Here is a 17,458-nt window from a genome sequence, read left to right as displayed (position 1 = left end):
GATGACGTTGGGTTGAGTACACGAGTTCGGTTGTTTCCGCACTCACGGGTGTCATTTCCGATTCACCGTCGCAACGCGCCGGTCTCTTGCTCAGGATGACGAGTGTTATAACTTCACCACTGGCCACTGGCACTGGCAACCGGCAACCGGCAACTGGAAACTGGCAACTGGCAGCTGGCAGCTGGCAACTGGCAACTGGCAACTGGCAACCGGTAACCCGCATTACTCTCCCTTCGCTCTTCGGATCTTCTCGCTGTACTTTCTCCGGAGCTGCTTGTGCCGGTCGTCGAGATCGACAGCGCGCCCCTCGATCCACATGTGGCTGACCCCACCTCCGAGAGTGTCGAGGATGTCGCGGTCGGAGACGATCAGCGTGGCATCCTTCCCCGGCTCCAGCGATCCCTGCCGGTCGCTGATACCGAGAATCTCGGCGACCGAAAGCGTGACCGAACGGAGTGCAACATCCTTCGGCAGCCCGTAGCCGACGGCCTGAGCAGCCTGCAGCGGAAGATCGCGCGAGCTCCATGAACCGGGATCCGAGATCGCGAACTTCACGCCCGCTTCGTGGAGCTTCGCGGGAAGCGCGTATGCCTGATCGTACGGATCGTCGCGGCGAAACGGCAGAGCCTGTGTCGCGTCGAGAATCACCGGAACATTCCAGCGCCGCAGAAGATCAGCGGCACGATCGGCCTCACGGCCTCCGGTGATCACCAGATTCAGTCCGTATTCACGAGCGAAACGAAGTGCCTCGACGATCTGGCGGTAGTCGTCCGCCTCGATGAACACGGGAAGTTCTCCGCGCAGTGCAGGAGCCATGGCGTCGAGAAGAAGGTCACTCGCCCCGGGATCGTCGCCTGCTCTCATGGCGGCATTCGCATCGTCGAAGATCGCGTAGAGCTGGTCGCGATTCTTCTTCATCTGTTCGCGCTGCTCCTCTTCGGTCGCGCTGACCCACCAGGCTCTCGATATGGCCACCGAGGGCCAGGCGAGGTGAAGCGCATCGACCGGAACGACGGTCGAATCCTCAATGGTCCAGCCATCGAGCTGCACGATGAAGCTCCGCCCTCTCAGGAGATTGCCGAGCGGGATGACCTGAGCGGTCGTGATTCCGTTCGACCGCACAGTCGGGATCAGCTCGGAATCCGGGTTGAAGGCGGTCGAAGCGATGACTTCAGGGTTCAGATCTCCGACTTCGTTGTCGTCGTCGGTCGCCCGGACGGCGCCGATCTCGATGAGCCCGAGGACCGTACGTGCGGCGATCAGGCCCGGGTAGACGTTCCTACCGCTGACGTCGATGATCTCCGTGTTTGCCGGCACGGCGAGGTTGCGGCCGATCGCGACGATCTTTCCTTCGTCGAAGAGAACGTCCGCGCCGCGCTGCACGGGGCCGGAAACGGTATGGACGTCGCCGCCGCGCAACAGGATCGGGTGATCCTGCTGCTTTCCGGGAACGATGTCATGAGCGAAAACGGCCGTCGTCCAGACGGACAGTACGAGCAGAACCGACCAGATCTTCTTCATCGTGCACCTCCCGCCGACTCGAGCTTCCAGATGTCGACCACGTCTTCGCAGTGCCAGTCAGGCTCGGGCCCGGCCGGCTCTTTCTTCTCATCGTCCTTTTTACCCTTGCCCGCCCTCAACACTTTCTGGACGAGCGCAGCGCGTTCCTCGTTCACTTCCCGGCGCAGCCGCGCATCTCTTTCGAGCGTGAACATCGGCCGCCCATCGACCCATGTCTGTTCGGCTCGCGAGTAGGTGGAGAGCGGATGATCGCTCCAGATGACGAAATCGGCGTCCTTCCCCTGCGCCAGACTCCCGACGCGATGATCCACCCGAAGTTGCTTGGCAGGGTTGAGCGTCGCGAGCTTCAGCGCTTCCACCTCATCCATTCCGCAGTACATCACCGATTTACCGGCCTCCTGGTTGAGGCGTCGGATGAGCTCCGAGGAGTCGGAGTTGATCGATGTGACGACTCCTGCCTCGTGCATCAGACACGGGTTGTACGGAATCGCGTCGTAGACCTCGAACTTGTAGGCCCACCAGTCGGAAAACGTGGATGCCCCCGCTCCGTGAGCCGCCATCTCGGGGGCGACTTTGTAGCCCTCGAGAATGTGGGTGAATGTCTGGATGCGGAACCCGAGCTCTTCGGCGAGACGCATCAGCATCAGAATCTCGCTCTGAACGTACGAGTGACTGTGGACGAACCGTTCGCCGTCGAGAATCTCCCTCAGGGTCTCGAGCTGAAGATCGCGCCGTGGTTCCACCGCACGCTGTCTGTCACGCCGGGAGAGCGCGTCGAACCGCGCCCGTTCCGCGCCATACTCCCTCGCGCGGAGGAAACGATCTTTCATCAATGTGTACACGCCCATCCGGGTCTGCGGATAGCGAATCGAGTGTTCCTCGCCCCAGTTCGACTGTTTCACGTTCTCACCGAGCGCGAACTTGATCGAAGGTGGCGCCGCGTCGAACTTCAGCTCTTCCGGCAACAGTCCCCATCGGAACTTGATCACCTGAGCCTGTCCTCCGATCGGATTCGCCGATCCATGGAGAAGCTGAGCCGTCGTCGTTCCTCCGGCGAGCGCGCGGTACATCCCGATGTCGTCCGAGTTGACGACGTCGCCGATGCGAACCTCCGCGGTCACCGCGTGCGACCCTTCGTTCACGCCGCGGGAGATCGCGAGATGCGAATGTTCGTCGATCATCCCCGGAGTGACGTGTTTGCCGGTGGCGTCGATCACCCGAGTATTCGAGGGAGGACGAAGGCCCGTTCCGACAGCAGAGATCTTTCCGTCGGAGACGAGAAGATCGGCGTTCTCGATCTTTCCTTCTCCCTCGAGAGTCCAAATGGTTGCGTTCCGGACGAGAACGGTTTCCTGCGCCGGGTACGCCTCGTAGCCGAACGCCACATTCGGCCACGTGAGTCGCGAAACGATCGTCGGTTCCGACAGGACTCCCTCTTCCTCGGTCGACAACTCGGAGGCGATTTCTTCCTCTTCGCCCGTCTCCTCCTCCGGCTCCTCGAGCGGCGCGCGGCGCGAAAGCATGATTCCGGCGGGCATGCCACCGGGGAGGGTCACCTGTCCCGAAACCTCGTCTTCGATCTCCGAGATGGAGAACCGGGCAACACCCTCGATTCCGACGTCGTCCATCGGCACGCCGAACTGCAGAGAGTCGAGACTCTCCCTCAGATCGACGACGTCGATTCTCTGTTCTCCGCGAACGAGCGTCCCCTTGATCGCGCCCCGCTCGCCGCTGACTTCCAGAAGATAGGTTTCTCCGCCGATCTCCACTTCATACGTGCCCGTGAGGTCCCGCTCGCGACGCGGGACGAGCTCGCTGAGACGACGCCCCTCGACCCACACCTCGCGAATCCTTGCCTCTTCGTCGGTGAACAGATCCCCTTCGACCACGAGGAAGTTCGCATGGCGGCCGGGCTGAAGGCTTCCCACCTCGGAGTCCGCACCTGCCAGAGCCGCCGGAATCGTCGTGAGCGCCGCGAGGGCGACCTCGCTCGAAAGCCCCCGCTCGACGACGGTCCTGAGACTCGCGAAGAAATCCTTGTCGCTGAGCTCTCGGCCGGTGAACGCGAATCGCACTCCCCGCTCCGCCAGCGCGGCGGGATTTGCCGGGGCGCGCTCCCAGTGACGCATGTCGGCGAGATCGACGTCGAGCTCGTCCTCGATCGTGCTGACCGCCGGTTTGTCCGGGAACTTCAACGGCAGGATGATCGGCTGACCGAGCGCGGCGATCGCATCGAGGCGTTGATACTCTCGCTGCGACCCGACGTGAATCAGCTGCAGCCCGTGCTCGCGCGCGATCGCCGCAGCGCGCAGAAGGGTCAGCTCGTCGTCGGCCGCAAAAATCCAGGGTCCGTCATAACCGGCGATTGCTTCGAGCGCCACGTTGGTTTCCCGCTCCGGCGTTCCGGCCGCCCTCTCCCACCACGCCGCATCGTAAAAGGTCTGCCGGATCAGTGCGATCGAGCCCATGAGCGAGGAGGGATACTCCTGCGATGAGCTCCCCTTGTCGAAAGAAAGGAACATCCTCGACCGCGGAACCACGATCATTTCGGCGGGCAGGCCTGAGCCGAGATTCGCGACGAAGCCCCTGCCGCGAAAGATGCCGTCCATCTTCGCGGACTGGACGGTCGTCACACCACGCTTCCGAAGTGCCTCCGCATCCTTTTCGGAGGGCTCGAACCGCTCGACCCAGTCGATCTCGGAGTGGATTGCGTCGTTCCAGGCGTCCGGGCCGATTCGTGTCGCATCGTATTTCGGAGCGTCCCCCTCCTTTTTCGGGTTGAGGGCCTTCACGTTGGACAGACCGTACTCGGTGTACGGATCGACGAAGCCGGGCATGACCGTGGCTCCCTCGAGATCGATGGCGACCAGATCTCCGGGCACCCGTGCGCCGCTGCCAACTGCCTCGACGCGGCCGTCGCGGACGATCAATGTTCCATTCTCGATGACCTGACCGGGCGAGACGACGATTCTCGCGTTGGTGAGTGCGACACTCGCGGGGTATACCCTCCTCAGGCCTTCCTCTCGCGAGGTCGACGTCTGAGCCGTTGCGCTAGCACTCACGAGAAGAAGAGCCGTCACGAAACCGATCCGTATTTTCATCCGATGACCTCCTGAGTTGGCGTGGCTGGAGCCACTGAGAGGCCGAACTCTATCCCGAAACGGCCAGTGGGTGCAGTTGCGGGTTGCCGGTTGCCGGTTGCCGGCGCGAGTGCGTGGAGCGGTGGATGTTGCTCTCGCGACACCCAAACATTCGTCATCCTGGAGCAAGTGACCGGCGCGTTGCGCCGGTGAAGCGGGAATGAAAACCGCAGCCCGCAAAACTCCGCACCCCATACTTAAACCGACGTCGTCCCGAGCGGGCGGTCGGGTGGGCAAGCGAGGGACCTTGCAGGGTGGGACATCAGGACAAGCGAAGCGCTGCAAGGGGTCGAGTCCACGCAATTTCGTCGTCGTTTCATTAGGAGGAGCGCCAGCGACGAAGGATCTGGCGGCAGGCTCGTGAGCCCACGTGGCGCGTCCGAAGGACCCGAATCACGAGCCCCGGCCAACCTCCAACCTCGAACCTCGAACTTCCGACCCGTTCCGTGATACAAACCGCCTCCTATGAAAGTCCATGAATATCAGGCGAAAGAGATCCTGCGGCGCTACGGTGTCGCGGTCCCGAGAGGAATCGTCGCGGAGAACGCCGAGGACGCGCACAAGGCGGCTGAAGAGCTCGGCGGCCGAGTCGTCGTCAAAGCACAGATTCATGCCGGCGGGCGTGGCAAAGGCGGCGGCGTCAAGCTCGCCCGATCCGCCGATGAGGCCGCGAGCATCGCCTCCGAGATCATCGGGATGAATCTCGTCACTCCCCAGACGGGACCGGAGGGCCAGCAGGTCCGGAAGGTTCTCATCGAGGAGGCCCTCAACCTCGACAAGGAGTTCTATCTCGGAATCACGCTCGACCGCAGCCTCGGCAAACCCGTGATCATGGTCTCGAAGGAAGGCGGTATGGAGATCGAGGAGGTTGCCGAGCGCGATCCCGGCGCAATCACCCGCGTTCCGGTCGACGGCGTACTCGGGCTCCAGCCCTTCCAGGCACGCCGGGTCGCATGGGCTCTCGGGCTCGAGGGAAAGGCATTCAAACAGTGCGTCTCGCTCGTCACCAAACTGATGAAGGCATATCTCGACACCGATGCTTCGCTCGCCGAGATCAACCCCCTGCTCGTGACGAAAGAGGAGAACGTCGTCGCGCTCGACTGCAAGATGAACTTCGACGGCAACGCGTTGTTCCGCCACCCCGACATCGTCGAGATGCGCGACATTCACGAAGAGGAAAAACTCGAGATCGAAGCGTCCAACTTCGGGCTCAACTACATCAAGCTCGACGGCACGGTCGGATGCATGGTCAACGGTGCCGGACTCGCGATGGCGACGATGGACATCATCAAGCACGCCGGCGGTGAGCCGGCAAACTTCCTCGACGTCGGGGGAGGCGCGAGCGCGGAACAGGTTAAAAACGCCTTCCGGATCATCCTGAGCGACAAGAACGTCAAGGCGATCCTGATCAACATTTTCGGCGGCATCATGCGCTGCGACCGGATTGCATCGGGCGTGATCGAGGCATCGCGTGACGTCGGCCTCCCGGTTCCGGTCGTCGTCCGCCTCGAGGGAACCAATGTCGATCTGGGCAAACAGCTTCTCAGGGATTCGGGGCTCAACCTGATCACCGCCGACAACATGTCCGACGCCGCTGAAAAGGTGGTCGCCGCCGCGCGCGGCTGACCGTCACGAGAAAGGAACGCGAATCGATGGCAATCTGGGCCGACGCGGAGACTCGCGTCATCGTGCAGGGAATCACCGGCAAGGAAGGCTCTTTTCACGCCGGACAATGCAGGGAGTACGGAACGAAAGTCGTCGGTGGAGTGACGCCCGGCAAGGGAGGGACGACGCATGAAGGCTTTCCGGTCTGGAACTCCGTGGCCGACGCGGTCGAAGCCGAGGGCGCCGACTGCTCGCTGATCTTCGTTCCACCTCCGTTCGCGGCCGACGCGATCATGGAATCGGCCGATGCCGGCATCCGGCTGATCATCTGCATCACCGAGGGCGTCCCGGTCAACGACATGATGCTGGCGCACGAGATGATCACGGAGGTCAACGCGGGCGGGCGTCCAGTGCGGCTGATCGGTCCCAATTGCCCGGGCATCATCACCCCCGACCAGGCGAAGATCGGGATCATGCCGGGTCACATTCACAAGCCCGGTCCGATCGGGATCGTCTCGCGTTCCGGAACTCTCACATACGAAGCCGTGGGCCAGCTCTCGTCGCGCGAAATCGGCCAGTCGACCGCCGTCGGAATCGGAGGCGATCCTCTCCCGGGAACCAACTTCATCGATTGCCTGAAGGCATTCGAAGAGGACGGCGAGACCGAGGCAATCATCATGATCGGCGAGATCGGCGGAACCGCCGAGGAAGAGGCGGCAGCCTTCGTTCGAGAGAACGTGAAAAAGCCGGTCGTCGCGTTCATCGCGGGACAGACGGCTCCTCCCGGACGCCGAATGGGACATGCCGGAGCGATCATCAGCGGTGGGAAGGGGACCGCCGCGGAAAAGATGAAGGCGCTTCGTGAGGCCGGGATCAACGTCGTGGTCTCCCCTGCCGACATGGGATCCGAGGTCGAAAAAGTCTGGAAGAAAAGCTGAGTCTCCCGTCGATCGAGCGACCGCCCGGATCGGGCCACCTCGTTCTCATCGGAAGCGGTGAGTTCTCGAAAGGGGAGACGCGCGAGATCGACCGCGCCTGGCTCGCGCTCAGGCCGGACACCAGACGCGTCGCATTCCTTCCCACGGCGTCGGCGTCAGGCGAGTACGGGCGCCTCTTCGCGGAGTATCTGAGCGGGCTCGACGGATCGGTCACGGTCGACGTCGTCCCGATCTACCGGCCTCGCGATGCGAGGCGGGGCAAAAACCTCGAACGGCTGCGCGCCGCCGATGCGATTTATCTCGGAGCCGGCACGATCGAGACGCTGCTCGACGCGATCCGGGACGAGCCCGCCGCGACGGTTCTCGCCGAGTGCCTCGAGTCGGGCGCCTCGGTCGTGGCGATCGGAGCGTCGGCGTGCGCGCTCGGAGAAGTCGGAATCCGCATCCCGTCGTACGACCCGATCGCCGGACTCGGCTGGTTTCCGGGACGGCTCGTCAGCGCGCCGTTTCTCGGCGACACCAGGAGCTTCTCGCCGCTCACGACGAACCCGAAGCTGACCGGTGGAATCGGCATTCCGCCGCTGACCGCGCTCGTCATCGAGCCGGGCGGTGCGGCGCGGGTCGAGGGGGCGGGAGAGATTGCGGTGGTGCAGCGCCCCTGAGGAGCGATGTTGGGTCGGCGCTTCGCTGGGTCTGACTGTACTCGCTCTGGAGGTCCCTTCGGTTCCCCCCGCCCCTCACCCCTCAGGGCAGGCTCCTCACGCCCCGCCCACCGATACTCTGGATCGGAACGAATCCGCAGGCTCGCCACCCGTTCGGACGACCGGGGCGGGGAAGAAAGTATCTCAAAGCGTCACTACCGGCGTGTGGTGTCGTAACCTGCGGCATTCGAAGCCAGACGGCGGGACGAAGCGGCACGTCACATGTCTCCCCGTCCCGGTCATCCCGAGCGTGCGGTCGGGCGGGGGGCGAGGGATCTCTCATGCAAGTACATTCAGATCAAGCGAAGCGCCGACCGTACTGCCAGTTCATCATGCGGCCTCTACCCCTTCGCGAGCCGGGCGTTTCTCACGATGCCCGCATGCTTCGCGCGCTTGACTGCGCTTCGCCGGAAGAGGATCGAGAACTCCTCCTGGCTGAGATCCATCAGATCCTCGACACGAAGATTCCGATACTCCGAGCGCGGCTCGAGCCGTGGATGTCCCTCCGCCGGACGGCGGTTCCACGGACAGACCTCCTGGCAGATGTCGCATCCGAAGACCCAGCCATCGAGCCGGTCGGTAAGTGCGTCGGGGATCTCGCCACGATGCTCGATCGTGAGGTAACTGATGCACCGATTCGAATCGACCACTCGTTCCGGGAGAATCGCGTCGGTCGGACAGGCTTCGACGCACCGTGTGCAGGTGCCGCAGCGATCCGTCACGCGCTCGACCGGAAGGTCGTAGTCGAGACTCGTCAGAAGGGTCCCGATGAAGAACCAGGAACCGTATCGATCGTCGATGAGCATCGAGTTGCGACCGATCCAGCCCAGCCCGGCTCCGGCGGCGAGCGCGCGATCCGAGAGCGGTCCGGTATCGACGTAGCGACGCGTGCGGGCTTCCGGAGCGAGCCTGACGACTTCCCTCTCGACTCCCGCCAGCAGATCGTCGACGACGAAGTGATAGTCCTCCCCCTGCGCATATCGGGAGATGGCCGAGGCTGCCGAACCGTCCTCGGGATGAGACGGCTCGTACGGCACCGTCACCGCGATGACCGAGCGCGCCCAGGGGAAGCGGACCGCGTGATCGGCTCGCGCTTCACGATTCTTCTCCAGCCAGCTCATCGAGGCGTGCAATCCGCTATCGAGCCACCACTCCAGTAAACCCGCCTGCGGGTCCTCGACGGGTCCTCCCCCGACGCTCATCGCCCCGAGCCCGAGCGCAGTGCGCTCGACCTCGGGCCAGATCTCACTCAACATTTCTGCCACGCTTTGGCCAACCGCCCCTCAGGCATTACACTTCCCCGCCCGGCGACAGCACCGACGTGTGCTAGACTTTTCGTTCGCCGGGTTCGAGAGGACATGGGGGAGGCGGAGCTCATGAAGCGGTGGGAGTACAAGATCATCAATGTCCGCTCTGAAAACTATTCGATGGATCCGAGGCGGGCCGAAGAGCTCAATCGCCTTGGTGACGAGGGTTGGGAGCTGGTGAGCATCACGTCGATCAACTTCAAGACGGGTGCGACCGACCACATCGGAATGGTTTTCAAGCGTGAAAAGCAGAGCTGACTGAACCGTTCCCCTCAGCGACCGCCCCGTCTCGGGGTGAGTATCGAGCATGCCTGAGGACAGACCCTTTCTCATCCTGATCGTTCTCGACGGCTTCGGCTGCCGCCACGAGAAAGAATTCAACGCGATCGCCCAGGCCCGGACCCCGGCGTTCGACGCTCTCTACGCGAACGACGCCTGGACCACCGTGGCGGCCTCCGGAATCGCGGTCGGCGTCTCGGAAGGTCAGATGGGCAATTCCGAGGTGGGACACCTCAACATCGGAGCGGGCCGCGTCGTCGATCAGGACGTCGTTCGGATCTCGAAGGCCGCCGAATCGGGCGAGCTCGCGTCGAACGAAGTTCTCACCGCGGAGCTCTCGCGCCTGACGGCCGGTTCCGGAAACCTTCATCTCGCCGGTCTCCTCTCCCCCGGTGGAGTTCACTCGCTTCAGCGACATCTCGAGGCACTCATCGATGCGGCCTGCCGCCGGGACTGGAAGGCGGATGGACCGAGAGTCTTCGTTCACGCCATTCTCGATGGCCGCGATACCCCACCCCGCTCGGCAGACCGTTACCTCACGACTCTGCTCGAAACTCTCGAAAAGCATCCGATGGCGAGACTCGCGACCGTGGTCGGCCGCTACTACTCGATGGATCGGGACAAGCGGTGGGAGCGCACGCGCGTCGGCTACGACCTGATGACCCTCGGCAGCGGTACCCGCACATCCGACCCGGTGGGAACCGTCCGGAAAAATTACGAAGAGGGAATGACCGATGAATTCATGACGCCGATCGTCGTGGTCGACTCCGCCGACCGGTCCGCTCCCGTCATCGCGGACGGCGACACCATCGTCTTCTTCAACTTCCGCTCGGACCGGATGCGGCAGATCGTGACCGCGTTCACCGACCCCTCGTTTCACGGTTTCGAGCGGACGAAGCTGCCCGACGTGCGCGTCGTCACGATGAACCGCTATCACGAGGACTGGGACTTCGCGGCCCTTTTCCCCCCCGAGGCGGTCGAGGACCATCTCGGCCAGGTACTCTCGCGAAACCGTCTCCGGCAGCTCCGCATTGCCGAGACCGAAAAGTACGCCCACGTGACCTTCTTCTTCAACGGTGGATCGGATACCGCGAGCCCAGGCGAGGAGCGGATCCTCGTCGATTCACCGAAGGTTGCGACATACGATCTGCAGCCCGAAATGTCGCTGCCGCGGCTCACGGACCGGGTGATCGAGGAGATCCAGTCCGGCCGTCACGACGTCATCGTCATGAACATTGCAAATCCCGACATGGTGGGTCACACAGGAGTCATGGAGGCGACGATCGAGGCGATCGAACATACCGACGCGGCGGTCGGACGGATTCTCGGGGCGGTCGACGCGCGCGGCGGGATCGCCGTCATCACCGCGGATCATGGAAATGCCGAGATGATGTTCGATCCGGAGACAGGACAGCCCCATACGGCGCACACGACGAGCCGCGTTCCTCTGATCGTCCACGGAATGAAATGCCAGTTGCGCGACGGCGGGGCTCTTTCGAACGTGGCGCCGACAATTCTGGAGATTCTGAGGCTTCCCCGCCCCGCAGCGATGACGAGCGAATCGTTGCTGGAGGCTGCTCCCTGATCGAAACACTGATTCTCGCCCGGCACGGAGAGACGGTCGACAATGTCGAAGGGATCGCGCAGGGTTGGACCGACAGCCCTCTGACCGAGACTGGCCGATTGCAGGTCGAAAGGCTCGCCGCGGCGGCACGACATGTCAAGCCGGACTCGCTCTGGGCCTCTCCGCTCGGAAGAACGGCGGCCACCGCAGAGGCGATCGGCCGTGCTCTGGACCTCGAGGTCCGAATACTCGATGACCTGCGCGAGCTGCATTGCGGAGAATGGGAAGGGCGGAGCTTTCTCGACGTCCGCGCCTCGGATCAGGAGAATTATCAGAAGTGGAGCACCGATCCGTTCCATCCCTGTCCCGGTGGTGAATCCTTCTTCGACGTTCAAACGCGCATGCGGCGTGCACTCGATCAAATCGAAGAGCACGAGGTCGTCCGGCCGATGATCATTTCTCACGCGACGGCGATCAAGGTGCTCACAATGGATCTGCTCGATCTTCCGCTGCAGTCGGCGCGTCGTTTCCTGCAGTCGAACACGGGGATCACAATCATCGAACGGCACGAAGAGCAGTTTTATCTTCGGGGATGGAACGATCATTCTCACACGCGAGGGGAACCATGACGTTTCACGACATCCAGACTGAGCTCGCCCGCAAGATCGACGAGAGGGTCCTCACTCTGTTCGGCCACGCGCTCGACGAGGCGAAGATGCAGATCCCGCCCCGAATCGAGATGGGCGATCTCGCGAGCGCCGTTGCGATGGAGCTCGCCCGACCTCTCAAAATGAGCCCGCGAGAAATCTCGAAGAAGCTGGTTGACGGGTTCCCGCTCCCGGCGAGTGTGGAATCCGTCACGGTCGAAGGGGCCGGCTACATCAATTTCAGGATCGATCGGCGGACATTTCTCCGGAACGCCGTGGGGGATCCGGCACCCCACCCCGGACCTGCGACCGAGCGCATCCTCGTCGAGCACACCAACATCAATCCCAACAAGGCCGCTCACATCGGGCACCTCCGTAATGCCGTGCTCGGCGACACGCTCGTACGCTGCCTCCGGTGGCTCGGGCATGACGTCGAGATCCAGAATTACATCGACGACACCGGGGTCCAGGTTGCCGACGTCGTCGTGGGGTTTCAGCAACTCACCGGTGAAGGCATCGACGAGGTGCGGAAACGAATCGCTAGCACGACACCGAGATTCGACTACTACTGCTGGGATCTCTACGCCCGGGTCGGCGCCTTCTACGAAGAGAGCGAGGACAATAAAAAGCTCCGCGCTGAGACGCTTCATGAAATCGAGTCACAGCAGGGAGAGACCGCGGAGCTCGCCGCGCTGGTCTCGGACGCGATCGTCCGGCATCACATCGAAACCATGTGGCGTCTCGGAATCCGGTACGACGCGCTGACCGAGGAAAGCGACATCATCAAACTCCGCTTCTGGCATGCGGCATTCGAGCACCTGAAAGAAACCGGAGCCGTCGTCTACGAGGAAGAAGGGAAGCACGCCGGCTGCTGGGTCATGCGGCTCTCCGACTCTCCGGAGTTCGAGGGACTCGAAGAGCCCGACAAAATTCTCGTTCGATCGAACGGGACGGTGACCTACGTCGGCAAGGACATCGCCTATCAGCTCTGGAAGTTCGGGCTTCTCCCGCGCGGCTTCGAATACAAGCGTTTCCACCGGTATCCCGACGGACACACAGTCTGGCAATCCGCGTCTTCCGACGGAGAGTCGGGTGCACCACAGTTTGGCGATGCGGATCGCGTTTACAACGTGATCGACAACCGGCAGGCGTATCTGCAGAAGATCGTACGCGAAGGGCTGCGGTTGATGGGACACGAGAAAGAGGCCGACAACTCGATCCACTTCTCGTACGAGATGGTCGCGCTGAGTCCGGCGACGGCGGCGGACCTCGGACTCACGCTCAGCGAGGATGATCAGGAAAAGAGAACCGTGGAGATGTCGGGACGGAAGGGTGTCGGAGTCAAGGCGGACGACCTGCTCGATGCGCTCGAGCGGAAGGCGCTCGAGGAAGTCCGCTCCCGCGCCGACGAAGGAGCCGGCTCGGATCAAGACGGAGATCTGGCGCGGTTGATCGCGATCGCGGCACTCCGTTACTTCATGCTGAAGTACGGAACCAACCGTGTGATCGCCTTCGATTTCGCCGAGGCACTGTCGTTCGAGGGAGACTCCGGACCCTACCTGCAGTACTCGACCGTCCGTGCCTCGAACATCTTCCGGAAGATGGCGGAGAGAGGTGTTGCGACGGGGCTCGACACTGCGCAGGAGCTCGACTTCCTCACCGTCGGTGACCCGATCAACGACGAAGCGTGGGAGATCGTCCGGCTCGCTTCGATGACCGGCGAGATCGTGCGTCGTGCCGTCGAGACCCTCGAACTTTCGACCATCACGCATCACGCCCTCGAGCTCTGCCAGAAGTTCAACACCTTCTATCAGAAATACTCGATCCTGAACGAGCCGGATCCGCGAGAACGACGCCGCCGCGCCGCCGTCGTCGAAGTCTTCCGCAAAGGAATGACGACGATTCTCGAGCTTCTCGGCATTCCGGTCCCGGCTCGAATGTAGGTCGATTGCGGGGTCGGGTCTGAACTTGGAACTTAACGCTCGGCAGTCTCGCCCAACGCGAAGCGTGTGAGCGTTAAGTTCCAAGTTCAGACCCGACCCCGCCTCTCAGTGTACGATCTCGTCGGGATCGTCCTCGTCAGGCGCGGGGAGACGATTCAGAAGCGACCGGAGCGCAGCCTGCTCTTCGTCCTCCCATCTGGCGAGCACCTTCCGGTCCCGTCTGCGCCGGACGCCAATCGCCCAGGTCGCCAGCAACGTCACGAGCGCCCAGAGGAAAACCGAGCTGGTCACGATCGGCACCCACTGGTTCCAGATCGTCCGGCGCTTCCAGAACCGCGTCTCCGCAACATAAAGCGTTTCGCCGGTGACCGACACCCATGCTTGGCGAAAGTCCCGCCCCGCGGCGAGCTGCCGGAGGATTGCCGACGGCGCCCCCGGCCCGTGATCGAGGACCAGCTCCCGAACGAACGCGAAGGAAAGCGCATAGGAGCGCCTGATCGTCGCCGCATCCCCTCTGAATCCCTCCTCGACCGACTCGAGTCTCCTGTCGCCGCTCGTCATCACACCGAAGCTGAGGATCAGCCGATCCTCGATGCTCCAGTCAGTGGCGGCGAGAGTCGCAAGGCCCTCGTGAAACCAGCGAGGAACCCCGGCGCCGCCGGATGCGCGGAAGATCAGGACATGTGCGAGCTCATGCCGCAGAAGCTCGTCCAGACCGGAATTCGGATAACGGCTCGCGCGTGCCGGAAACAGCACGATCTCCTCTCCCCTTGCGAATCCCGCGACGTACTCGGGGGTCGATTGAGCGAGCCAGTGGTTCTCATCGACGAGCTCGACGTCGATCTCCCCGTCGAGCTTCGCTCCGGTCAGGTCCTCCAGAAACTTCAGATCGGCCGGGTCGATCGCTTCGATCCGAGCCGCGAGTCCCTCGAGCTCGGGAGGAGCGGTCACGTGGATCGCGGCGCCGGCATCACCGGCCCCGGCAGCGCACGGGAAGAGCAGCGCCACCAGCAGAGCCCATCGAGAGAGCCTCCGGAGGCTCATGCCTTCTGCACTCGCATCAATCATCGACTTTGTAAAAAACGTCGAATATCGTTGTCCTCATGGAAACCGGGGAAAAGAGAGCCCTCGTCATCGACGATGACGAAGGTGTTCGGGCCGGACTCCTCGCGCTCCTCGATCTCGAGGGATGGAAAGCCGAGGGCGCCGGCACTGCAAAGGAAGGCTACCAGAAGCTCCATTCCTTTTCGCCCGATCTCGTTCTTCTCGACGTTCATCTGCCGGATGGCTCCGGCGTCGATGTTCTCGAACAGGTCAAGAGTCATTTCGAGTCGATCGCAGTCGTGATGATCTCCGGAGCCGGAGATCTCAAAACGGTCGTGACGACGATGTCCCGGGGAGCAGAAACATTCCTTCAGAAACCGTTCGACGGCAACACGCTCAAGCTGACGCTCGAACAGGTTGAGCGGGGACTCGAGACGAAACGGGAGATCGCAGCGCTCCGGCGGCAGGCCGACGGCCCCGACTCGGGCGGAGAGAATCGGTTCATAGGAGTCTCCGCGGTGGCATCGGAGCTCAACGCGCTGGTCGAGCGCGTCGCGCCGGCGCCGAGTCCCGTGCTTCTCGAAGGGGAGTCGGGAGCAGGCAAGGGGCTGATCGCGAGACTCATTCATGAGAAGTCCCCCAGGTCGAAAGGTCCGATGGTCGAGCTCAACTGCGCCGGGCTGTCGAGGGAGCTCCTCGAATCGGAGCTCTTCGGTCACGAGAAGGGATCGTTCACCGGCGCGACCACGACCAAGCCCGGACTTTTCGAGCTGGCCTCCAAGGGGACGATCTTTCTCGATGAGATCGGCGAGATGGAAGTCTCGATCCAGGCTCGTCTGCTCAAGGCGCTCGAAGACAAGCGGTTTCGCCGGGTTGGCGGAGTCCGCGATCTGTCCGTCGACTTCCGCCTCGTTGCGGCAACCAACAGAGACCTGGCCGCCGCCGTCGAGAACGGAGAGTTTCGGAGGGACCTCTATTACCGGTTGAACGTCGTCCGGATTCGTATCCCTCCGCTTCGTGAGCGGCTCGAGGACATCCCGCTTCTCGCGAACTACTTCCTCCTCAGCCTCGGTCGGCAACTCGGCATTCGCGAGCCGTCGCTGAGCGATCGGGCGCTCGCCGCTCTGGGCACGTATCCCTGGCCCGGCAACGTGCGGGAGCTGAGGAACGTACTCGAGCGCGCCCTGCTCGTAGCACCGAAAGGGCAGATTCGCACCGAAGATCTTCAGATCGACCGCGCCACTGCACCTTCAGCAAGGTCGGATGCCGGTCCGCTCGCCGAATGGGATGTGCGCCCACTGGAGGAAGTCGTCAGCGACTACGTTGCGCGTGCCGTCGAAGCGGCCGGCGGCAATCGTCGCAAGGCGGCGCGGCTCCTCGGCATCAGCCCGTCGACTCTCTACTCCAAGCTCGACAAATGACGGATTCGCCACACTTCGTCGGAGAGAGCCTTCCTGTGCTCGCGCGAAAAACCGTGGAGTCGGTCCTGAAAAACCGTGCGGCGGAACAATCGAGCCACTCCGGGCTCGAGCGCGCGTGCTTCGTGACGATCACTGTTCAGGGTGATCTGCGAGGTTGCATCGGTTCGCTGGAACCCTGCCGGGACCTGATCGAGGACGTCCGGCAGAATGCGCTTGCGGCCGCGCTCCACGATCCTCGCTTTCCTCCGCTGACGGCCGCCGAGCTCGACGGCGTCCGCTTCGAGGTTTCGGTGCTTTCGCCGCTCGAGCCATTCGAGGTCTCGAGCGAGAAGGATCTCCTCACGAGGATCCGCCCGGGTGTCGACGGCCTCCTCCTCGAATATCGCGGACGGCGCGCGACCTTTCTCCCGCAGGTGTGGGAAGATCTCGACACCCCCGAGACCTTTCTTCGGCATCTGAGGCTCAAAGCCGGTCTGCCCGGTCACTTCTGGTCCGATGAGATGAAATTCTGGACCTACCGCGTGGACAAATTCGTCGAGCCCGAGTCATAAGATTTCGAGACATTCCGGAGCCCTGAGACCATGTACTTCGAATACGTCGATCCCTCTCTGCCGCGGAGAAACGAGGGATGGAACAGCCCCGCCCTCGGTCTGCCGATGCCGATCGTGACCTACGGGCATGCCGGCAAACCGCTGCTGCTCTATCCGACGGCTGCAGCAGACTTTCTCGAGAACGAGCGATTCTTTCTGATCAAGTCGATCGAGCCGTTCATCCGGCAGGGACGCCTCAGGGTCTTCTCGATCGAATCGATCAACAGGCACGCATGGATGGACCGGAACCTTCCGGTTCACGAGCAGGCCCGGCGCCAGCATCTCTACTCCCGTTACATCGAGGACGAGGTCGTCCCGTACATCCGCCACGCTTCGGGAAGCGGCTCGGTTCGAATCGCCGTTTCCGGCGCCTCGTTCGGCGCCTTTCACGCGGCGAATGCACTCTTTCGCCGACCCGATCTTTTCGACACACTCATCGGTATGAGCGGCTTTTACGATCTCGGACCCGACTACCTGAGGGGGTACTCGGACGAGAGCTCCTATTTCAACAACCCGATGGCGTTCGTCGCGAATCTCGGAGGGTATGGCCTCGACATGCTTCGGTCCGACTGCAGAATCAACCTGGTCACCGGCCAGGGCCAGTGGGAGGTACCCGGCGCAACGATCCGTTTTTCGGAAATGCTCCACGGGAAGGGAATCGACCACGTGCGCGATCTGTGGGGCCACGACGTGAGTCACGACTGGCCGTGGTGGCGAAAGATGCTTCCTTACTACATCGAGAAAATGGGTTGGTAGGT

General features: G+C 62.7%; 14 protein-coding genes. 10 read left to right on the top strand and 4 right to left on the bottom strand.

The annotated features are described in order from the left end of the window. Positions 1 to 222: 222 nt before the first annotated feature. A complete protein-coding gene (locus KY459_15610; GenBank protein MBW3566135.1) occupies positions 223 to 1,521 on the bottom strand; it encodes an amidohydrolase family protein in 1,299 nt (432 codons plus the stop codon). Further along, on the bottom strand, positions 1,518 to 4,622 hold the full coding sequence (locus tag KY459_15605) for an amidohydrolase family protein (protein MBW3566134.1): 3,105 nt from the start codon (positions 4,620 to 4,622) through the stop codon (positions 1,518 to 1,520). Before KY459_15605 ends, KY459_15610 begins: the two co-directional genes overlap by 4 nt. Before the next feature lie 504 nt (positions 4,623 to 5,126). Here KY459_15605 and sucC point away from each other — a divergent pair. The 3 genes from sucC to KY459_15590 are packed head-to-tail and all read left to right on the top strand — an operon-like array spanning position 5,127 to position 7,866. Continuing rightward, the gene (sucC, locus tag KY459_15600; GenBank protein MBW3566133.1) at positions 5,127 to 6,287 is read left to right on the top strand and encodes an ADP-forming succinate--CoA ligase subunit beta; all 1,161 of its coding nucleotides are present in this window, start codon (positions 5,127 to 5,129) and stop codon (positions 6,285 to 6,287) included. A gap of 26 nt (positions 6,288 to 6,313) precedes the next feature. Further along, complete coding sequence (sucD, locus tag KY459_15595) at positions 6,314 to 7,204, top strand: succinate--CoA ligase subunit alpha (protein MBW3566132.1); 891 nt, start codon at positions 6,314 to 6,316, stop codon at positions 7,202 to 7,204. Next, the gene (locus tag KY459_15590) at positions 7,171 to 7,866 is read left to right on the top strand and encodes a Type 1 glutamine amidotransferase-like domain-containing protein (protein ID MBW3566131.1); all 696 of its coding nucleotides are present in this window, start codon (positions 7,171 to 7,173) and stop codon (positions 7,864 to 7,866) included. Before sucD ends, KY459_15590 begins: the two co-directional genes overlap by 34 nt. Positions 7,867 to 8,246: 380 nt before the next feature. Here the strand turns inward: KY459_15590 and queG are convergent, their stop codons facing one another. Further along, the gene (gene queG, locus KY459_15585; protein MBW3566130.1) at positions 8,247 to 9,158 is read right to left on the bottom strand and encodes a tRNA epoxyqueuosine(34) reductase QueG; all 912 of its coding nucleotides are present in this window, start codon (positions 9,156 to 9,158) and stop codon (positions 8,247 to 8,249) included. A 123-nt stretch (positions 9,159 to 9,281) separates the two neighbouring features. Between queG and KY459_15580 the strand changes: the two genes are divergently transcribed. From KY459_15580 to KY459_15565, 4 genes are read left to right on the top strand one after another with little or no spacing between them, the layout of a single operon-like run. Continuing rightward, positions 9,282 to 9,470 (top strand): DUF4177 domain-containing protein, encoded by a 189-nt coding sequence (locus tag KY459_15580; protein MBW3566129.1) that lies wholly within the window; start codon positions 9,282 to 9,284, stop codon positions 9,468 to 9,470. A gap of 49 nt (positions 9,471 to 9,519) precedes the next feature. Further along, positions 9,520 to 11,076, top strand: coding sequence for a 2,3-bisphosphoglycerate-independent phosphoglycerate mutase (gene gpmI, locus KY459_15575; protein MBW3566128.1), 1,557 nt, complete (start codon positions 9,520 to 9,522; stop codon positions 11,074 to 11,076). Continuing rightward, a complete protein-coding gene (locus KY459_15570; GenBank protein ID MBW3566127.1) occupies positions 10,959 to 11,684 on the top strand; it encodes a histidine phosphatase family protein in 726 nt (241 codons plus the stop codon). Before gpmI ends, KY459_15570 begins: the two co-directional genes overlap by 118 nt. Continuing rightward, on the top strand, positions 11,681 to 13,645 hold the full coding sequence (locus tag KY459_15565) for an arginine--tRNA ligase (protein MBW3566126.1): 1,965 nt from the start codon (positions 11,681 to 11,683) through the stop codon (positions 13,643 to 13,645). Before KY459_15570 ends, KY459_15565 begins: the two co-directional genes overlap by 4 nt. 105 nt (positions 13,646 to 13,750) lie before the next feature. Here KY459_15565 and KY459_15560 read toward each other — a convergent pair whose 3' ends face one another. Continuing rightward, positions 13,751 to 14,689 carry a hypothetical protein gene (locus KY459_15560; GenBank protein ID MBW3566125.1) on the bottom strand — a complete coding sequence of 313 codons (939 nt, stop codon included), beginning with the start codon at positions 14,687 to 14,689 and terminating at the stop codon, positions 13,751 to 13,753. Between the two features lie 59 nt (positions 14,690 to 14,748). On the opposite strand from KY459_15560, the gene KY459_15555 reads away from it, so the two are divergent. The 3 genes from KY459_15555 to KY459_15545 all read left to right on the top strand — a co-directional run bounded on the left by KY459_15555 (position 14,749) and on the right by KY459_15545 (position 17,456). Next, positions 14,749 to 16,110: a sigma-54 dependent transcriptional regulator gene (locus KY459_15555; protein MBW3566124.1), complete on the top strand. Its 1,362-nt coding sequence runs from the start codon at positions 14,749 to 14,751 to the stop codon at positions 16,108 to 16,110. Further along, a complete protein-coding gene (amrA, locus tag KY459_15550; protein ID MBW3566123.1) occupies positions 16,107 to 16,661 on the top strand; it encodes an AmmeMemoRadiSam system protein A in 555 nt (184 codons plus the stop codon). Before KY459_15555 ends, amrA begins: the two co-directional genes overlap by 4 nt. Positions 16,662 to 16,766: 105 nt before the next feature. Next, positions 16,767 to 17,456, top strand: coding sequence for an esterase (locus tag KY459_15545; GenBank protein MBW3566122.1), 690 nt, complete (start codon positions 16,767 to 16,769; stop codon positions 17,454 to 17,456). The last annotated feature ends 2 nt before the right edge of the window (positions 17,457 to 17,458 follow it).

Source organism: Acidobacteriota bacterium, assembly GCA_019347945.1.
Lineage (GTDB): Bacteria > Acidobacteriota > Thermoanaerobaculia > Gp7-AA8 > JAHWKK01 > JAHWKK01.
The sequence above is the reverse complement of the archived record's forward strand: the minus strand, read 5'-3'. Positions and strand labels throughout refer to the sequence as shown.